Source organism: Streptomyces sp. ME19-01-6 (assembly GCF_033793745.1).
Classification (GTDB): Bacteria; Actinomycetota; Actinomycetes; order Streptomycetales; family Streptomycetaceae; genus Streptomyces.
In genome coordinates this window covers 1-18,899 of record NZ_JARAXF010000012.1, presented here as the reverse complement: position 1 = coordinate 18,899, position 18,899 = coordinate 1, and the positions used below count along the sequence as shown (strand labels likewise).

At 72.1% G+C, this 18,899-nt stretch carries 14 protein-coding genes, 1 pseudogene and 1 riboswitch; of the genes and pseudogenes, 7 read left to right on the top strand and 8 right to left on the bottom strand.

The genetic code is table 11. The annotated features are described in order from the left end of the window. Positions 1-15 precede the first annotated feature (15 nt). Both PV419_RS25605 and PV419_RS25600 read right to left on the bottom strand, forming a co-directional pair. Positions 16-774 (bottom strand): DUF72 domain-containing protein, encoded by a 759-nt coding sequence (locus PV419_RS25605; RefSeq protein WP_319692605.1) that lies wholly within the window; start codon positions 772-774, stop codon positions 16-18. Next, the gene (locus tag PV419_RS25600) at positions 771-1,010 is read right to left on the bottom strand and encodes a hypothetical protein (protein ID WP_319692603.1); all 240 of its coding nucleotides are present in this window, start codon (positions 1,008-1,010) and stop codon (positions 771-773) included. The genes PV419_RS25605 and PV419_RS25600 overlap by 4 nt, the downstream gene beginning before the upstream one ends. Before the next feature lie 188 nt (positions 1,011-1,198). Here PV419_RS25600 and PV419_RS25595 point away from each other — a divergent pair. Together PV419_RS25595 and PV419_RS25590 are read left to right on the top strand one after the other, a co-directional pair. Next, positions 1,199-1,840 (top strand): annotated as a pseudogene (locus tag PV419_RS25595) (phosphoribosyltransferase); the annotation flags it as partial. Positions 1,841-1,857: 17 nt separating this feature from the next. After that, a complete protein-coding gene (locus tag PV419_RS25590; protein WP_319692602.1) occupies positions 1,858-2,151 on the top strand; it encodes a dsRBD fold-containing protein in 294 nt (97 codons plus the stop codon). 54 nt (positions 2,152-2,205) lie between these two features. Here PV419_RS25590 and PV419_RS25585 read toward each other — a convergent pair whose 3' ends face one another. After that, positions 2,206-3,492: a transglycosylase family protein gene (locus tag PV419_RS25585; RefSeq protein ID WP_319692600.1), complete on the bottom strand. Its 1,287-nt coding sequence runs from the start codon at positions 3,490-3,492 to the stop codon at positions 2,206-2,208. A gap of 5 nt (positions 3,493-3,497) precedes the next feature. Further along, a riboswitch (cyclic di-AMP (ydaO/yuaA leader) is annotated at positions 3,498-3,679 on the bottom strand. A gap of 353 nt (positions 3,680-4,032) precedes the next feature. On the opposite strand from PV419_RS25585, the gene PV419_RS25580 reads away from it, so the two are divergent. The 3 genes from PV419_RS25580 to PV419_RS25570 all read left to right on the top strand — a co-directional run bounded on the left by PV419_RS25580 (position 4,033) and on the right by PV419_RS25570 (position 7,090). After that, positions 4,033-4,746, top strand: a complete 714-nt coding sequence (locus PV419_RS25580; RefSeq protein WP_319692598.1) for a DUF4232 domain-containing protein — start codon at positions 4,033-4,035, stop codon at positions 4,744-4,746. Positions 4,747-4,979: 233 nt separating this feature from the next. Further along, a complete protein-coding gene (locus PV419_RS25575) occupies positions 4,980-5,150 on the top strand; it encodes a hypothetical protein (RefSeq protein ID WP_319692596.1) in 171 nt (56 codons plus the stop codon). 128 nt (positions 5,151-5,278) lie between these two features. Then, the gene (locus tag PV419_RS25570) at positions 5,279-7,090 is read left to right on the top strand and encodes an HEXXH motif domain-containing protein (protein ID WP_319692594.1); all 1,812 of its coding nucleotides are present in this window, start codon (positions 5,279-5,281) and stop codon (positions 7,088-7,090) included. A 16-nt stretch (positions 7,091-7,106) separates the two neighbouring features. Here PV419_RS25570 and fxsT read toward each other — a convergent pair whose 3' ends face one another. The 5 genes from fxsT to PV419_RS25545 form a co-directional block, all read right to left on the bottom strand. Further along, positions 7,107-11,477 carry an FxSxx-COOH system tetratricopeptide repeat protein gene (gene fxsT, locus PV419_RS25565; RefSeq protein WP_319692592.1) on the bottom strand — a complete coding sequence of 1,457 codons (4,371 nt, stop codon included), beginning with the start codon at positions 11,475-11,477 and terminating at the stop codon, positions 7,107-7,109. Further along, positions 11,474-12,679 carry a MoxR family ATPase gene (locus tag PV419_RS25560; protein WP_319692590.1) on the bottom strand — a complete coding sequence of 402 codons (1,206 nt, stop codon included), beginning with the start codon at positions 12,677-12,679 and terminating at the stop codon, positions 11,474-11,476. Before PV419_RS25560 ends, fxsT begins: the two co-directional genes overlap by 4 nt. Then, positions 12,676-14,157, bottom strand: coding sequence for an effector-associated domain 2-containing protein (locus PV419_RS25555; RefSeq protein ID WP_319692588.1), 1,482 nt, complete (start codon positions 14,155-14,157; stop codon positions 12,676-12,678). Before PV419_RS25555 ends, PV419_RS25560 begins: the two co-directional genes overlap by 4 nt. A 206-nt stretch (positions 14,158-14,363) precedes the next feature. Beyond that, positions 14,364-15,497: an effector-associated domain 2-containing protein gene (locus PV419_RS25550; protein WP_319692586.1), complete on the bottom strand. Its 1,134-nt coding sequence runs from the start codon at positions 15,495-15,497 to the stop codon at positions 14,364-14,366. Positions 15,498-15,544: 47 nt separating this feature from the next. After that, entirely contained in the window at positions 15,545-16,090 is a 546-nt protein-coding gene (locus tag PV419_RS25545; RefSeq protein WP_319692584.1) for a hypothetical protein, read from the bottom strand. A 135-nt stretch (positions 16,091-16,225) separates the two neighbouring features. Between PV419_RS25545 and PV419_RS25540 the strand changes: the two genes are divergently transcribed. Together PV419_RS25540 and PV419_RS25535 are read left to right on the top strand one after the other, a co-directional pair. Then, a complete protein-coding gene (locus PV419_RS25540) occupies positions 16,226-16,714 on the top strand; it encodes a glutathione peroxidase (RefSeq protein WP_319692582.1) in 489 nt (162 codons plus the stop codon). 198 nt (positions 16,715-16,912) lie between these two features. Beyond that, a partial coding sequence (locus PV419_RS25535) for a putative T7SS-secreted protein (RefSeq protein WP_415925380.1) occupies positions 16,913-18,899 on the top strand: 1,987 nt, incomplete at its 3' end.

Below are 18,899 nucleotides of genomic sequence, written 5' to 3'. Positions count from 1 at the left end.
CGTCGCGGCGAGGCGTCACAGGGAGGGGGTGCGGCTCACCTCGCGCCCGAGCCGGTCCACGGCCCGGGCGAAGACCACGGCGTCGTGGACGGCCGCCCCGCCCGGATCGTTGTTGAAGTACGCGTAGACGTCGGCGCGCTCGGGCCAGGCGTCGGCCACCCGGCGCGCCCAGGAGGCGAGCGCCTGGCGGCCGTAGCGCGGCGCCGGCCGGGCCAGCCCGTGGTGGAAGCGCAGATAGCCCCACCCGGCCGTGCGCCACAGCGGGGTCACCGGCCGGGAGCCGGCGTCCGCCCAGCACAGCGCCGCGCCACGGCGCTCCAGCACCTGGCGGACCTCGGCGGTCCACCACGAGTCGTGGCGTGGCTCGACGGCCACCCGTGTCCGGGAGGGGAAGCAGCCGAGCGCGGTGTCCAGCAGCCCGCTGTCGACGCGCAGGGTGGGCGGCAGCTGCAGCAGCACGGGCCCCAGCCGGTCCCCGAGGCCCTCGGCGTGCGCCATCAGCCGCGCGACCGGCTCCTCGGGGTCGCGGAGCCGCTTGATGTGGGTGAGGTAGCGGCTGGCCTTGAGGGCCATCACAAACCCGTCGGGGGTGCGCTCCCGCCAGGTGGCGAACTGCTCGCGGGTGGGCAGCCGGTAGAAGGCGTTGTTGGACTCGACGGTGGCGAAGCCCCGGGCGTACTCCTCCAGCCACAGCCGCTGGGGGCAGCCGGACGGATACAGGACGTCGCGCCAGTCCTTGTACTGCCACCCCGAGGTGCCGACGAGGACGGTCATGCTTCGCCCGGATGCCAGGGCGGCCACTGGCCCGGCCGGTCGACCCAGTGGACCTGCTCGGGGTCGTCCAGGTCGATGCCCGGGAACAGCCGTCGTACGCGCGGCTCGAACTCCTCCCGCTCCAGCGGCTCCCAGCCCAGGCCCCGCAGCCACACCCGCCGGTACCTGGTGTCCGCGTCGTACGCGTCCACGAAGACGAGATGGCCGGACTCGCTCGGATCCGTGGCGTTCTCCATGCTTCCAGGGTGGGCCGATCCGGCCCGCTTCCGCGCGTCGACGCGGGCCGACCGGGTCCCCGTCGGTTTGCGGACAGGGGAATCTTCGGATGGAGTCGTAAGGGTGGGCCGGGTCTCCCGGCTCCGGGTCGGCTCGGGTCTCCCCGCGCCAGGGGCTGAGTCATGATCTTCGTGCTAGGGGGTGCGTCATGATCTTCGTCGACCGCGCGGACGCCGGGCGGCGTCTGGCCGCCCGGCTGCGCCCGCTGAGCAGCGAGGACCCCGTGGTGCTCGGGCTGCCGCGGGGCGGGGTGCCGGTGGCCTTCGAGGTGGCGCGGGAGCTGAAGGCACCCCTGGACGTCATCATCGTCCGCAAGCTCGGTGTCCCCTGCCACCGCGAGCTGGGCTTCGGTGCCATCGGCGAGGGCGGGGTACGCGTGGTGCACGACGCGATCGTGCGGATGAGCCGGGCGGGCAAGGAGGAGCTCGAGGAGGTGGAGCGGACCGAGGAGGAGGAGCTGGCACGGCAGGCGCGGCGGTTCCGGCGCGGCCGGGCGCGGGTCGCGGTCAGCGGCCGGACGGTGATCGTCGTGGATGACGGGATCGCCACCGGCGCCACGGCCCGGGCCGCCTGCCGGGTCGCCCGCGCCCAAGGCGCGGCCCGGGTGGTGCTGGCGGTCCCGGTCGCGCCGCCGGACGCGGCCGAGGCGCTGCGGCAGGACGCGGACGACGTGGTGTGCCTGTCCACGCCCGCGGAGTTCTCGGCGGTCGGCGAGTGGTACGAGGACTTCTCCCAGACCGGCGACGCCGAGGTCGTCGAGTTGCTCTCCCGGTCGACCGGGATGCCGGGTGAGGCGCATCCTGGTAGATGAAGCAGGAGGTGATGACCGCGATGGAGACGATCGTGGGATGCGACATCGAAATGGAGTTCCGTGAGCTCGGACCCCTGACCGAGGCGGTCGTCCGGCTGAGGATGCACGACGGTACCGAGATGCTGGCTCAGGGCCGGGCGAACCGGAACCCCGACGACCCGGCTCAGCCGCGGGTCGGCGAGGAGATCGCGGCGGCACGTGCGCTGAACAACCTCGCTCACCGGCTGATCTCGAAGGCGGGCGGTGACATCGAGGAGGTCACGCACGCGAAGGCACATCTGGTGATGTAGGGCGGGTCTGCCGCGGCCTCGGGCCGCGGCAGAGCACCCTTCATGACACCCGTCTCAGATCTGGACGCCCTTGGACCGGAGATAGGCGAGCGGGTTGACGTCCGAGCCGTAGTCGGGCCCGGTGCGCACCTCGAAGTGCACATGCGGTCCGGTCACGTTGCCGGTCGCCCCGGACCGGCCGATCTGCTGGCCGCCGGAGACCGTCTGGCCGACGTGGACGGACAGCGCGGACATGTGCGCGTACTGGCTGTACATGCCGTCGGAGTGGCGCAGCACGACCTGGTAGCCGTACGCGCCGCCCCAGCCCGCGGCGACCACCTCGGCCGAGCCCACCGCCCGCACCTGCGTTCCGGTGGCGACGGGGAAGTCGACCCCGGTGTGATGGCCGCTGGACCAGTTGCTGCCGGAGACGCCGTAGGCGGTGCCGATGCCGTGGCCGGCGACCGGCGTGGTGAAGGATGACGATGAGGAGGACGGGTGCGCCGCCGAGCCGGACTGCTTGGCTTTCTGCCGTGCCTTCTGCGCCTGCTCGACCCGCTGCTTGGCCGCCTGCTCGGCGCGCTGCTTGGCCGCCTGTTCCGCGCGCTGCTTGGACTGGTCCGTCTGCTTGGCCCGGTCCGTCTGCTCGGCCGGTCGGCTCTCGCGCTCCTGCCCGGCCGGGGACCGGCTTCCGTCGAGGGTGAGCTTCTGGCCGGGGTAGATCAGGTCCGGGTCGCCGCCGATGACCCGGCGGTTGGTCTCGTAGAGCTGCTGCCAGCCGCCGACGCCGTCCATGTCCTGCGCGTCGGCTATCCGGGACAGGGTGTCGCCGCTGACCACGGTGTACGAGGAGCCGGAGCGCCCGGCGGCGGCGCTCTGATCGACGGCCTTGGTGGTGGCCTTCGGAGCGGCTTTGGGGGCGGCCTTCGGGGCCGCCTTGGGAGTGGCCTGCGAGCTGCCGGGGGAGACGTCCGCGGGTTGGCCGCCGCGGGTCAGGCCCGCCTTGACCGAGCAGACCGGCCAGGCGCCGGGGCCCTGGGCGTCGAGCACCTTCTCGGCGATGGCTATCTGCTGGTCCTTGGAGGCCAGGTCGGCCCGGGGCGCGAAGGACGTCCCCCCGAACGCCTCCCAGGTGGACTGGGAGAACTGCAGGCCGCCGTAGTAGCCGTTCCCGGTGTTGATGCTCCAGTTGTCGGTGGACTCACACTCCGCCACCTTGTCCCAGGTGTCGACGGAGGCGGCGTTCGCCTGGCCGACGCCTATGAGGGGCAGCGCGACGCCGGCGCCGCCCGCGGTGAACGCGAGCGAGGCGCGGGAGACGCGGCGGGGCCGGGGCCGGCGGTGACGTCCGCGTGCAGCCATTGAGCTCATCCTCTCCTGACGCCTGCGAGGTGAGCTGTCGGGTTCGGGCGGGAGCTGCCCGGCCGCGCCCTTCTCGGTGCCCCCGGCACCGTGGCGCGACTTCACCCCTAGCCGTCCCGCCCGATATCGCGCGGCACGGCGCCTACCTGGTTCCCCCGCTCCTGCCGTGACAGGTCGTCGTGTCACTCCTCCGCCACGGCAGGACTCGGCGCTCCGGCGGAGGAGAGACCCGTGCATGGAATGCGACGGGTGCCGCACAGTAAACACATCGTTTTGGTCACGACAAGGTCTCGACGGACCTGTGTCCGGAAATCGATCACGTCCATGATGAACTGTGATCCGCGTCACGGCTTTCCGGGTGGGGTGATTGTGGCGTGGAATCCGTAATGCCGAATTGCCCCTGTTATGCGATTAATGCCATGGAGACATAAGGGCGTCGATCGGGGGAAGAGGAGTCGAAGGGGAATGGACGGGGAATGTCGGGGCACCCGGCGCGGTGGCTGACGAGCCGCTGGATGTCCGACCCACAGGAGGTTGCCCATGGCTCAGCGGTACGGCGGGACGCCCGCGAGGCGTCGGCCGCCGGTCTTATCCGTATCCGCACTGCTCATCGGCGCGCTGGCCGCGGTCACGGCCTGCGGCACCGATCAGGACTCGGGGGCGCCCGCGCCGCCCGGCTCCGCCGACGCGCCCCACTCGGCCACGAGCGCCGCCCGGCCCGGCACAGCCGAGCCGAGCGAGACCGGGGACGACGCCGCCCCGGCCTCGACCCCCGCGAAGACGCCGACCGCGGCCAAGCCGTCCGTCGCCACCGAGGGAGCCTCCGCCGCCCCGCCCGCCGCGCGCCGCGTCTGCTCCCAGGATCAGTTGAAACTCTCCACCGGCCGGGCGGATATCGGCGCGGGCAATGTCTATGTTCCGCTGGCCTTCACCAATACCGGCGAGACCAGTTGCACGCTGACGGGCTTTCCCGGCGTTTCCCTGCTCGACGCCCCCGGCGCGGCTATCGGCGATCCCGCCACCCGCCGAGGACCGGCGCGGCCCACGATCGTCCTGAAACCCGGCGACAGCGCCTACGCGAGTCTGCACACCCTCAACAAAGGCCTCTCTGACAAGCCCTGTTGGCGGACCGCGTCCCGAATTCGCGCCTACCCGCCGGACTCCTACCGTTCCATGAAGACGTCGGCGCGCTCCCTCCAGGTCTGCGGGGGCGTATTCGAAGTCACCGCCCTCGAGCCGGGTTCCCAGCCCTGACCCGGAGCGCCACGGCCGGGCGCGGAACCGCTGTCCCCGCCCCGCGCCCGACCGGACGCGCCGGAAATGAATTGGCCGGGAAGTGCGGCCACATGACGCCCCTGGGTGTCCGAAAATCTTGATGGACCCGACACCCACTGGCCCCTTTCGCCCTTCCGCAATCATTATCGGGTGGGCCACCATGGAAGAGGCCTCGCCTGAGCCGGCACGGAGCGTCTAGAGGGGGACATGTCATGGAGCGAGCGGCGACCGGGGTCGAGACGGAGTTGGTGGACCTCTCGGGAACGACGCTTGAAGAACTGGGCGACAGTCAGGAGTTCACCCTCGCGACCCGGCGATTGCTCGAACTCGTACAGTCCCCGCCGACCCTCGCGACGGCCGCCGCGTCGTCATCGGGCTGTTGATGGAATCCCGGCGTGGCGCGACAGCATTCACCCCACCAAGAAAGGCGGCCATGCCGGCGGACTATTCAGCTGGCCCTCCCTCCCTGCTCCCGTCCCCGCACCGCAGCCGACCGCCGGCCGCGCCCCCGATGAGCCGTCACCACCGGCTGTCCACGGCGTGCTTCGAGGAGTTGGCGCATGGCGGTGGGGGAGTGTCCGCGATCGCCGAGTTACGGGCGGGCCAGCGCAGCCGTCTTATGCTCCTGCTACGCGCGTTGACCGACCTCGCCTCCTCCCATCCCGGCGTGCCGGGGCCACTGCCCGCGCCGCGTGAGGCATGGGAACTGCTGATACGGGCCGAGCGGCGCAGCCCGTCCAGCGTGGCACGCCTGCTGCTGCACCCTCAGGTGGGCGCCTGGCTCAGCCGTTGTGTGCGCAGACTGCGCGGCGTCGCGCAGGAGACGGCCGACGAGGTCCCGCTGTGGCTGGAGACCGGCTATCTGCACACCGTGGCCGCCTCGGCGGCCCTCCTCGCGGGGATCGACTTCCGGATCGCGGTCGGGGTCCGCGACGGCGGGGTCATGCTGCCCGCGCTGGGCTTCGCCGAACTCGCGGGCTGTGGCTCCCCGGTCGCCGAGATCGCCGCCGATGGCGCGGGCGCGCGAACCGTACGAGCCGGTTCGCGCACGGTGCCGCTGCCCTCCGACCTCACCCGGGACGCTGCCAAGGGCTGGCAGCCCCTGAGGCGGCTGCACGGCCACCACCCCGTCCACCCCTGCTCGCCCTACCTGGACGACCTCGACCCCTATCGGGACTTTCTGCGCCCCACCGCTCCGACGCGGCTGAGCGAACCGGAGGCGGAGCGGTGGCAGAAACACTTCGACAGCGCCTGGGCGCTCGTCGCCGGGCAGAGCAGTGTGGATCCGACCGGTGTCGCCGGCTGTCTGATCTCTGTCGTCCCCGTGCGCTACCCCGCCCGGGTCGAACCGTTCAGCGCCTCGTCGCCCGAGGCGTACGGCTGCGTCCTGCTGAACCCTCCGACGGATTCGGCCACCCTCGCCGCCTCGCTGATCCACGAAGCCCAGCACGTCAAACTCAGCGCGCTGTTGGACCTGGTGCCCTTGATGCACGGCGGCATGGAGGAGATCCACTACGCGCCCTGGCGCACGGATCCCCGCCCGCTGCGCGGTCTGCTGCACGGCGTGTACGCCTTCTTGGGCGTCACGGCGTTCTGGCAGTCCCACAGGCATGTCGTAGCGGATGAGACCACACGGGCCGTTTCGGAGTTCGAGTTCGCGCTGCGGCGTACGCAGACCGCCCAAGGACTGCGGACGCTGCGCGACCACGCGGAGCTCACCGCCCTGGGCGATCGCTTTCTGCGAGGGATCAGGAACAGGCTGTCCCCATGGCTCACGGAGCCCGTGCCCGAGGTTCCGCTGCGCACCGCCGAGGACCTCAACCTCGATCACCGGCTGCTCTACCGCCTGCACCATCTGTCTGTGGACCCCGGCCGGACCGGACAGTGGGCGCGGGCCTGGCAGCTGGGCCGGCCCGCACCGGACTCCCTTCCCCCGACCGTGCTGCGCGCGTCCCGGACGGCGGTGGCGGCGCGCCCGGCCCTGATCCGGCTGCGCCTGCGCGACCCGGCCGGCTTCGCCCTGCTGCGGGAGAAGCCGGAGGGGCACATGCTCGACGGCATGGACGCCCCGCTGAGGGCCGACCTCGACTGGGCCGCCGGGGACACCGCCGCCGCGCTGCGCGGCTACCGCGACCGGCTGGCCGAGCACCCCGACGACCTTCCCGCCTGGTCGGGGCTCGCCCTGACGCTGCCCGCGGGCCCGGCCAAGGAGGCGCTGCTGGGCTGTCCGGAAGTCGTGCTCGCGGTGCACCGGGCGCTGCGCGACCCGGCCGGCGGCCCCGACCCGGTGGCTCTCGCCCGCTGGATCGGGACGCGCCGCTGAGCGCCGGGGTGTCGCGTCAGAACGTGTACGCCTCCAGGTCGCAGTCCGCGCGGATGCCCCGGGCCGCCGCGATGGTGGCCGGGTGCTGGGTGCCCAGCACCCGGCGGAACCGCTCCAGGGCGTCGTTGTGCAACTCCTCCGCCGAGCGGCTCTCGCCCAGGGCGCGCAGATCCGCCGACAGATTGACCGCGCACGCCAGCGTGGTGGGATGGTCCTCGCCCAGCCGCTCCCGGCAGGCGGCCAGGCTGTCGGTGTCCAGGCTGTGCGCCTCTTCGTAGTCGGCCAGCGTGTACAGATCGCTGGCCAGGTTGATGGCGCAGGTGAGCGTCGAGGGATGGTCGGCCCCGAGCGACTCCACGAAGACCGGCAGCGTCTCCTTGTTGAGCGCCAGCGCCTCCTCGGTCTCGCCCAGCAGCCGGAGCGTGACGGCAAGGTTGGTCGCCGCGCTCGAGGTGTAGGGGTGCCGGGGGCCGAGGATGACCCGCAGGTCCTCCAGGGACTTTCTGCCGAGGTCCCGGGCGCCGGCCAGGTCGGCGTTCTGGCGCAGGTCCATGGAGAGGTTCATCTCCGCCGTGGTGATGTCGAGGTTCGGCTCGATGTAGCGCAGCCGGTAGCTGTCCAGGGCCTGCCGGGTCAGTTCGATCGCCCCCTCGTGGTCGCCCGCCTTGCGACGGGCCACGGCCAGGGTGCGCATCGCGTTGACGAACACGGGCGCGTTCGGCGGCACGCTGCGCAGGGCCCGCGCGAAGGTCTCCTCCTGCATGGCGCGGGCGGCGTGGTACTGGCCCTTGCCGCGGGCGTCGCTGGAGAGGTGGGTGGAGAGCAGGATCGTGGTGAGAGAGTCCTCCCCGAGGACGATGGCCGCGGTGTCGCGCGCGGACTGGTGGACCTCCTGGGCGAGCGCGAAGTCGCCGACGGCGCGGAGCGCCAGCCCGTAGTCGTTCCCGGCGGCCAGGGTGTACGGGTCCTCCTCGCCGAAGACGCGGAGAGCTCTGGTCCACCGGTCCTTCTCCAACTCGACGGACCTGGCGTAATCTCCCTGGAGCCGGGCGCTGTTGGCGACCGCACCCATGGTCGCGATGGTGTCCTCGTGGTTCTCGCCCGCTTGCGGATGGGCGCGCAGCAGCTCCAGGATCCGGTTGTTGAGCTCCCGGGCCTCCTCATAGTGGCCGAGCGAGGTCAGGGCGTGGCCGAGGGTCCGGGACGCGGTCAGCGTCTCCAGACTGTCCTCGCCCAGGGACTGGCGCCAGGTCTCCACCACCTGGCTCCCGAACTCGCGGGCGCCTTTGTGGTCTCCCCAGACGAACAGGAAGCTGATCAGGTTGCGGACCATCTGCCGCACCCATTTGTCGTCGCACTCCATCGCGCGGGAGGCGCGGACATGGGACAGCAGATCGGCGTAGCGCGGCCAGTTGACGGGGGCGACGTCGTTGGGGTCGCCGTAGGCGAGCAGTACGTGGGCGCTGTGCCGCATGTCCGCCTGCTGCTGTGGGGACATCTGGCCCATCAGCACCGCCTGCACCAGTCGGTGCATTTCGATGGTGTTGTTCCGGTGATTGATTTTGATCAGCGCATAGCGATTGATCTCACGGATCGCATGGCCGAGCTTGATCGGGTCCTGCAGCACCTCCGAGAGCTCAGGAGAGAGGGAGACCCCCCGGACCCCGGAGAACAGCCGCCGCGAGATGGGCTCCGGGGCGAAGAAGGAGCACACCTGCAGTAGTTGCAGGGCTCCGGGATGGTGCTCAGCGAGCCGGCGCAGCGACATGTTCCAGGCCGCCGCGACCGGTTCGGGGTAGTCGACCGGGACGCCCTGGGCCAGCAACTCGGCGCGCCGGGTGCTGACATCGGTCCGCTCGTCCTCGAAGACGTGCAGATACTCGTCGACCGGCATACCGGTCTCCGTGAGCCAGGCGGCCGCCTGCTCGATCGCCAGCGGCAGATCGCCCAGCGCCTCGGCCACCCGGTCCGCCTGCTCGTCCGGCAGCTCCGGGCCCCGGCGCCGCAGCAGCTCGATGCTCTCCTCCCGGTCGAAGACATCCACCTCGACCGTGCGGGCGGCCCGGGACCACTGGGCGTTACGGGAGGTCACCAGGATGCGGCCGGGGCCCCCGTTGGGGAAGAAGGGCCGTACCGTATCCAGTTCTTCCGCGTTGTCGAAGACCAGGAGCCAGTCACGGCAGGGGCGGCCGGTGCGCAGCGCCTCCAGCACACTGGGCACGGCCACATTCGACTCCAGGCCGACCTGCAGCCCCAGCCGGTCCGCCAGCTGGACCAGCGCCTGGCGGATCTGCTCCGGGCGCTCCGCCGGGATCCACCACACCGCTTCGTAGTCGGACGCGTGCTGGTGTACGTACTCCAGGGCGATCTGCGACTTGCCCACGCCGCCGAGACCGTGCAGGGCCTCCGGGAGCACGGCGGCCGTGCCCTCGCTGCTCAGACGCTCGTGCAAGGTGTCGAGCAACGCTTGTCGCCCGGTGAAGTTGTTGTTCCGGGGCGGGACGTTCCCCCAGATGGCCGGGGGATCCCCGGCACGGCGCTCCTCCACGGCGGGCAGGGACCGGGCAGCGGTCACGGGCACAAAACTTCCTCTCGGGTGCTCACCCGCCGCGCCCGGCGTGCCGTGCGCCGACGGGGGTGATGATTCGTCCTTAGGGGAAGACGGCTTGGAACGGGACATCATGGAGTCATTCACCGCACTTCCCCCACTCGGTGGGTCTTCAACTGGATCGCCGCGCCGTTCCTCCGAGCGGCCGAGCGCGTTCTGTGCGAGCACGCGTGCGTGGAAGGTCCGCGCGCCCTCCAGGTAGGGCCCGGAGAGTGCCTGGTAGACCTTCTCCTGGACGCGCATGTACGGCAGCAGCCGCTCGGTCTCGGGCAGGTCGGGGAGGGCCTCCGAGGGGTGGTTGAGTGCGTCCCGCAGTACGTGGAGGGGTTTCCAGCGGCGGCCGAGCCGGTCCAGGACGCTGCGCAGGATGTACAGCGACTCGTCCCGCATCCCGGCCGACAGCAGTAACTCCCGTACTCCGCTGTGGAACTCATAGCCGATTCCCGTCTCGTCCATCGGGTCTGCCGCCCCGACCTTGCGCAGCAGCCCGCCCAGCAGGATCTCGGCGAGGTCGCCGGGGCTGCCCTGCGGCTCGTGCATGCCCTGGACGAACTCCATGACCGGGATGTTCAGCGGGGCCGCCGCCAGGCGGGAGGCGAGCGTGAAGGCGCTGGGGGAGGCGGTCGCGCGGAAGCGGAACACGCGGTCGCGGGCGGTGGGCTCCGGTTCCCGTTCCCAGCGTTCGGCCGGGACTCCGGGCAGCAGCGCCAGCGTGTCGCGACCGCGGGTCGACGGTCGGGTCACCAGTTGCGCCCAGCGGTGCAGCCACCGTGCGTCGAGTTCGAGCACCGGGACCGGCGGCTCGCCTCCGGGCCAGGGGGCGCCGTCGGTGCGGTGCCAGGTGCCGTTGGGCGCGCCCGGCTCGGGCACCCGCACCCGTACCCGCTCGGGCATGAGCCCGGTGTGGTGCCAGTGGCCCTGGTTGAGCACGTGCAGTACGGCGACTGTGGCGTGCCGTGCCCAGCGTCCCAGGGCCCGTTTGCCGGTCTCGTCGCCCCACGCGGCGCCGATGCCGTCGGTCAGGACGAGGACGGCCCGTCTGCCGCGGGGCGGGATGCCGTCGATCGGCGAGCGCCCGCGGTCCGCCCCGTCGCGGCGGTCCGTCGGTTCCGCGGGCAGTGGGTGGTCGAAGTTGATCCGCTGCACGCGGACCGTGCGGAACGCGCCGGTGCGCTCCAGGACGGTGACCAGTTGGCCGACCGTTTGCCGCCACACCACCATGGAGCTGCTGCGGTCCACGACCAGGACCATGTCCATCCAGCGCTCCCGCACCGGCACGCAACTGGGCAGCCACAGCCCCTCCCGTGCCGCCCGCTCGGCCGTGGTCTCCTCGTCGATCTCGACCCCGACCGGCGAGGGCGAGGTCCGCTTGAACGGCCGAAGCGCCCGGGACAGGGCCCGTTCGGCGGTGGGAGGCGCGACCGCGGTGAGCCGGGGGGCGGGGGTGACGACATCGGCGGCGATCGCACGGCCGGGGGTCTCGCCGGGCGGGGCCGTGACGCCGACGAGTTCCACGGGGCGCGGTGCGGAGAAGGCCAGTTTGTCCTCGGGCTCCGGATCCTCGCCCTCGGCGTCCGGAGCCGGTCCCCGCGGCGGGTCGGGGGCGCGGGGTGGCTCCCCGGCGGTGGGCGCGGGGGAGGGCGGGGCCGGGGTGGTGCGGCCGGCCTCGCGGTCGGTCTCCGCCCTGCAGACCGTGAGCCATAACGCGTCGGCGATCTGCTGCCAGTCGAGGTCCGGCCGGCCGTGCTCGGTGGACCTGCCGCCTGGGTCGTGTGTCATGTCGGGCCTGCTGCATCCAGCCGGTGCCAGACGGCGTGCAGTAGCTCCTCCCACTCGGGACCCGGACGATGGGCCTGAGACGTCACCAGGTACACCGCGTTGAGCAACTGGTCGGCCGCCAGCCCGCCTTCGAGCCGACTGCGTTCCAGGAACATCTGGATGAGTTCCAGGGCGCGCGGGTCATCCGCCCGTCCCAGATGCGCGGCCACGATCGCGGCGAGCCGGTCGGCGTCCGGGTCGGGCAGCCGCAGCTGCAGACAGCGGCGCAAAAACGCGGGCGGGAATTCCCGCTCGTCGTTGCTGGTGATGACGACGACCGGGAAGGCGCGACAGCGCACCCGCCCGGAGGCGATGACGGCGCTGCGGTCGGGGTCGTCGGTCAGCACCCGGACGGCGGGGCGGCGACTGCGGATGCGGAGCAGCTCGGGAATGGCGTATTCGCCGGCCTCGAAGATGTCGAGGAGGTCATTGGGCAGATCGATATCGCTTTTGTCGAATTCGTCGATGAGCAGGACGCGGGGCAGCCGGTGCGGCAGCATCGCCGTGCCCAGCGGGCCGAGTTGGAGAAAGTCCCCGATGTCCTCCGGCCCGGGCTCGGGTAATTCCGCGTCCGCCGCCTGGCCGGCCGCCGCGGCGTGCACCCGGCCGACCGCGTCGTAGTCGTACAGACCCGACCGCAGGGTGGTGCGTGTGGTGATCGGCCAGCGCAGCACGCGACCGAGCCCCAGCTCTCTGGCGATGCGGTACGCCAGCGTGGACTTGCCCGTCCCCGGGCGGCCGGTCACCAGAAGGGGACGGCGCAGAATGAGCGCCGCGTTGACGACATCGGCCTCTTCGGGGTCCGACCGCATGCCCAGGGGGGCGGCGCCGAGCCGCCGGGCGGCGTCCTGCTCGTCCTCGGGCGGGGCGGGCGGCTCGGTCGGCGGCTCGCCTTCTTCGTTCTGTGATACCTCGTTTGAATAAGCCCGCGCCTCGGCCTCGATGCCGTCCGCGGGGTCCGGGGAGACACCGTTGAAGGTGCGCCACGGAGGGGGCGGCGGGAGGATGTCTTCCAGGCTGACGTCGTGTAAGGGACGTCCGGTGCCCTGATAGATCCACCACGGGCGGGGAATGCCCGACGACGTCGGGCCGAGGGGGGAAGCGGGGCCCGGATCGCCGTTCGCGTGTCCGTTGTGCCGCCTCGTAGGCCCTGCGTCGGTCATCGACTGCCCACCCCCTCTTCCGGCCCCGCCAACCGTCCTTGCGTCTCCACGGGACGGGTCGGGTCGTCCCAAACGAGCATCACATGTTGCCCAAGGTGCTGTTCGCGTTCCGCGGACGCTATCCCTTGGGCCTCCATCCGCAACTCTTTCACGGCATCGCGGAGCCGTGCCAGGTCCCCACTGGCCTTTTGTCTCAACTGATGAGCGAAGTCCGGATCCCGTGGGTGCCGCCGGTCCCATACGACGACGGGGACGCCCGCCCGCCACGCCGCCGAGGCCTGCCGGCTCCCCTCCGGGCTCGCGCCCGGCGGCGCGTTCAGGACCAGGGCGAACACATGCTGGTCGGCGTTGAGCCGGGCCACCAGGGCGCCCGGGTCACCGGAGCGCGGACTGTCCGGATCCGGCCCGTCGACGACAAGCTGCCGGGACCGCTCGGGCTGGGCGCGGAAGGTCTGCCACCGCTTCTTCCAGTGGGGGTACCACCGCTTGGTCTGGCTGCGCTCCAGGCTCCGTACGACCACGGGGTAGCTCGAGCACAACGGGGTGGGGAAGTCGCTGTCCAGCTCGGTGCGCCACATGTGCACCGGCAGGTGGAGGTCCTCGGCGCTGAGGACGAACTCCAGGTGGATGCAGCGGGCGTCCTCCCACTCCTCTACGGCCTCGTGTACCAGATCCTGTACCGCGCGCTCGGCCGTGGTGGCCGTGACCTTGCCCACCGGGCCGCGGACCGGATACCAGCCGGTCGGATCGTAGGCGTGCCACGAGGAGAGCTCGTACCGGCCGGGCTCGTCCTGCGGCAACAGCTGGATCACCAGATAGGCGTCGATCGACTCGGCCGGGGCAGCGTGCCCCACCTGCTGCCGCAGCGACCTCAGCGGCGAGGTCAGCGACAGCTCGCGCGCCTGTTCGTCCGCCCAGCCCCGCAGGCGGTCGGCCAGCTCCAGCGGCCGGGCAGAGGCGGCCAGGTACTCGACCAGGGCCAGGCCCGGCGGCAGGCCATCCGGCCTGGAGTTCATCCGGGACAGGGTCTCGAAGGCATGCCAGGGTCCGGTGACCGGCGGCACCTCCTGCAGCGGCCCCGCCGCGCCGCGGCACAGCCGCGCCAGATACGCGACCTCCAGCCCTTCGAGCAGTGAGTTCAGCCGCTCAGTGGCGTCCGCGGGCAGCGCCGGACGGGCCGTCATCTGCTCCATGACCGAGTCGAGCTGCTTCATGGCAGGCGCGTCCGGGGCCAGGATCGCGAGCGACTCGCGCAGCGCCCGCATGACGCGCTCATTGTCCAGGCATTCCTTGGCCAGCTCCACCAGAAAGTAGCCGGTCACCCGGTGGTTGCGGACGGTCAGCGCCGCATCCAGCTCCCTGGCGACCAGTTCCAGACACAGTTCACGGGAGTCCGGATCGATCAGAACCCGGAACTCCTTCAACGCCGTGACGAGATGGTTGACCGATTTCAGGCCGCCTTCCCCCGTGGCCGCCATGCATGACCTCCCGCGCCCCCATCACCGGTCCCCGCCGCCGGTGATCTTTGCCGGAGACCCTGCCACAGGCGGTCCCCGCCCGGCCCGGACTCCGGACAACTTGTATGCCCCGAACTCCTCACCTGACACCCCGTGAGGCGCGAGAGTCGCGCCCGTCACACGGCGGCGGCCGGTGCCGTGGCACGTCCGCCGGGGCCGTGCGGTGGTCACACAAGACCGAGCAGCGCCAGCCGCGCGATCAGTTCCGCCGTGGCCGGGGCGTCCGGCGCGATGACCGTGAGGACGTCCGCCAGATCGCCCCACGCCCCGTACGCCTCGCAGGTGCGCAGCAGGGCCAGCGCCTCCGCCCGGCTCGCCGACTGCCGGGCCACCTGCGTGCCGACGCCCGGCAGTTCGTCCAGCAGCTGCTGCCAGCCGGCCGGGGCGGACAGCCCGGGGACGGCCAGCAACAGATTGGCCAGCTCGCCCAGTTCATGGATCTTCAGCTTGCGGGGTGGCGCGGGGTGGGACGGGGCGGAGCGGGCCGAGGTGGTCGGCTCCGCGGCGGCCGGGGGCAGCCGACGGAGGAGTGCGAAGGCGAACGCCGCCGCGTGCCGGGAGGCGACGGGCTGCCAGTGCTCGTCGTGCGCCTCGTCCTTGTCGGCGAGCAGATCGGAGATCCCGCGGATCACCAGGGCGTCGACGTGCCGGTTGACGTACGCGCCCGCCAGGAAGCCGAAGCCCTCCATGTCCACCGCCACCGCGTCGCCCGCGCCCGCCGTGAGCCTGCGGCCGACCTCCGACCGCTGGTGCGTCACCACCCGGCCGCCCGCCGCGATGGGCTTGACGTGGGCTTTCGGGCGCGGCGCGGCGCCGCCCCCGGCGAGGCGGATCCCCCGCTGCCACTCGTCCCCGGCCGCGACCGTCCTGGCCAGCTGGACCAGGTCGTATGTCGACTGATGGGTCCTCTGGCGGGGCAGAAAGGCGTCCTCGGTGTCCTTGCCGGTCTCGTAGTCGTACACCGCCTCCGCGGCCACCACATCCCCCAGGCCCACGTCCTTGCGGCCGCCCGCCACCCCGACGAACAGCAGGGCCCGCGGGGTGAAGAGCGCCGACGCCCGCTCCACCAGGGCCGCGGCGCCCGGGTTCCCCGGGCCCGTCATATGGATCGCGACCGAGGTGTCGGCGTGGCCCTCGCGGAAGACGCCCACCTCGAACAGGGACCCCCGCTCGGCCGCCACCGTGCGCAGCTCCTCCAGATGTGCCCGCACGGCCCGGTACTCCACCTCGAGCGCGGTGAGGATGACCACCTCCGCCCGGCCGCCGGCCCCCGCCGGCGCCCCGTCCCCGTCTGCCCCCACCGTGTCCCCCTACGTCGCGCGTGTCCGGCCCGAGCGATCCCATCGTGTCAGGGCCGGTGCAGATCCGCGTACACCACGATCTGCATCGTCAACACCGCGATCAGCAGGGTTTCGGCCACCGAGACCGCGACGAGCGGCGCCTTGGCCGGGCCGCAGGTCCAGTAGACGATCAGGGCGGCGACCGGTGCCACGGCGAACAGCAGCAGGTCGGCCGCGAGCTGCAGCCGCTTCCGGGAGATCCGGCGGTGGTCGTCGCGGTGGGCCGTCTCCCAACCGAAGACCCGGGGCCGGTCGGGGACCAGCGCGGACAGCCGTGGGTCCAGGTCCTGGCGTATGTAACGGCCGATGGCCGAGATCTTCTCGTCGTTGACGAGATAGGTCCAGCCCAGCAGCACCGAGGCCGGGGGCAGCAGCAGAAGCAGTTCGGGCCGGCCGCCGCCTTGCAGCGAGAAGGTGATGATGGCGGCCATGGAGGCGAGCGTGGCGTAGAGCAGATTGTCCCGGAACCCGATGCGCGCCCGCTGTTCCTCCTTCACCTGCTCGTACTCCACGATGAGCAGCCTGCTGACGACGGCTTCCTCGTCCCGTGACACACGTCCCCCTTTTTGCGGCCCCCGCGCCGTGAGCGCCCGCACAACCGAGAGTAACCGCAGACGGGGCGATGGAAACGCGTAGATTTGCCGAGCACCGACGGAACACCGACGGAACGACGAAGGCGAGCCCCACCGATGAGTCTGTACGACATCCCGCTGCACACCCTCTCCGGCGAGCCCACCACCCTCGGCGCCCACCAGGACACGGCCCTGCTGCTGGTCAACGTGGCGTCCAAGTGCGGGCTGACGCCGCAGTACGAGGGCCTGGAGCGGCTGCAGCAGCGCTACGCCGAGCGCGGCTTCACCGTGCTGGGCTTCCCCTGCAACCAGTTCGCCGGCCAGGAACCCGGGAGCAGCGAGGAGATCCAGACGTTCTGCTCCACCACGTACGGAGTCTCCTTCCCGCTCATGGAGAAGATCGAGGTCAACGGCGAGGGGCGGCATCCGCTGTACGCCGAGCTGACGAAGGCCGCGGACGAGGCGGGCGAGGCGGGCGACATCCAGTGGAACTTCGAGAAGTTCCTGGTGTCGCCGGGCGGAGAGGTCGTCGCCAGGTTCCGGCCGCGGACCGAGCCGGAGGCGGCGGAGGTCGTCGCGGCGATCGAGGCGCAACTGCCCCGCTGAGCCCCGGAAACCGGGGGACCGGGCCCCGCACACCGGGCGAACGCCCCCTCACCGGCCCGCGGCCGGAACCGCCCCCGCGGGCCGGTGCGCGTACACGCTTCCTCAGAACCTGCTCAAACCCGTGGCCTGAGCGTTCTCGGCGACCCGCGGCGCCAGTAGGCTCGTCGCGGCACCAGCACACGTACGGGGGTACACGCGGTGGGACTCGGGGATTTCATACCTGACCCGGTGCAGCACTTCGTCGACGACCAGGTGGAGAACCTCGGCGAAGCCGTCGACGGGGTGGGCGACTTCACCGCCGACGGGCTCGACGGCATGGGCTGGGCCGACGGAGCCGACTGGGTCCGGCACACGACCGACTCGGCCGCGAACGCGCTGGGCGCGGACGTCGAGGAGCTGCGGCTGGACCAGACCGAGGACCCGGGGCGGCTCATCCACGGCAGCCCCGACAAGCTGCGAGCCACGGCCGACCACCTGACCACCTTCGAGAACGCCTTCAACGACGTCGGCAAGGGGCTCCAAGGGGTCGGCCCCCACGCCCTCGACGCCTTGAAGGGACGGTCCGCCGCGGCCTTCGCCCGCAGGGTGTCCGCCGAGCCGAAGAAGTGGTACGTCGCGGCCGACGCCTGCGGCAAGGCGGCCGCGGCGCTGCGCGGGTTCGCCGAGACGGTGGAGTGGGCCCAGAAGCAGGCCGACGAGGCCGTCCGCACCTACCGCAGGGGCAAGAAGGCGTCCGAGGCGTCCGCCGCCCAGCACGCCGAGGCGTCCGCCGGTCGCGACCCGGGCAGCGCCGACATCCAGGCGGCGAAGGACATCCTGGGCGAGGCGCGGCGGCAGCGGGACACGGCACACCTCACCGCCCAGCGGGCGGTGGCGGCGGCGCGTGACAAGGCCCCGCGCACACCCTCGTACCTCCGGCGGGCGGCGGACGGGGTGGAGGGGCTGCGGCTGGACGGAAGCCACTTCGTCGGCGGCGTGGTCAAGGGCACGGCGGGGCTGGTGAACTTCGCCCGCTCCATGAACGCCCTGGACCCCTACAACCTCACCCACCCCGCCGAGTACGCCACCCGCCTCAACGACACCGCCGCCGGCCTGCTCCGGATGGCGAACGACCCGGACACGGCGCTGAAGACCATGTGGGACTCCTTCCAGAAGGACCCCGCGGAGGGCCTGGGGCGGCTGGTGCCCGAACTGGTCGGCACCAAGGGCCTCGGAGGCGTGCGGTCGCTCGCCACCGCGGGCAAGGACCTCGCGCAGCTCGGCGAGCGGGCGCCGGGCAGGGGCTGGAAACCCAGCAGCTGGAAGTGGAAGTCCGGCGGCCACTCACAGCTCGGGACGGACGGCGCCGCGCCGCACAGCGTGCCCGACCACGCCAAGACCACCGGCCACACCGACCCGGTCGACCTGGCCACCGGGAAGATGTTCCTGCCGCAGACCGATGTGTCCCTGCCCGGCCTGCTGCCGCTGGTGTTCTCCCGCAGGGCCGAGTCCGGCTACCGCGCCGGGCGGTGGTTCGGCCCCTCGTGGTCCAGCACGGCCGATCAGCGTCTGGAGGTCCTGGACCGGGGCGTCGTCCTCGTCGGCGCCGACGGACTGCTGCTGTCCTACCCGCACCCCGCCCCCGGTGTGCCGACCCTGCCCGAACTGGGCCCCCGGTGGCCCCTGGAGCGCACCCTGGGCGGCGACTACACCGTCACCGACCCGGACACCGGCCACGTCCGGCGCTACACCGGACCCACCGACGGGCCGCCCGGCGCGGACGGCGAGGCGCCGCTGACCGAGATCTCCGACCGCAACGGCCACCGCCTCACCTTCGAATACGACGGCGACGGCACCCCCACGGGCATCGTCCACGACGGCGGCTACCACCTGACGTTCGCCGCCGAGGGCGGCCGGATCACCGCCCTGCGCCTGGGCGAGGCCGAGCTGGTCCGCTACGGCTACACCGACGGAGACCTGACCGAGGTCACCGGCTCCAGCGGCCTCCCGCTGCGCTTCGAGTACGACAGCGACCACCGGGTCATCGCCTGGGTCGACACCAACGGCCGGCGCTACGAGTACGTCTACGACGACCGGCACCGCGTCGTCTCCCAGGGCGGCACCGAAGGCCATGTGTCGCTGTGCATCGACTATGACGGCGCCGACCCGGACACCGGCCACCGCGTCACCGCGGTCCGCACCCCCG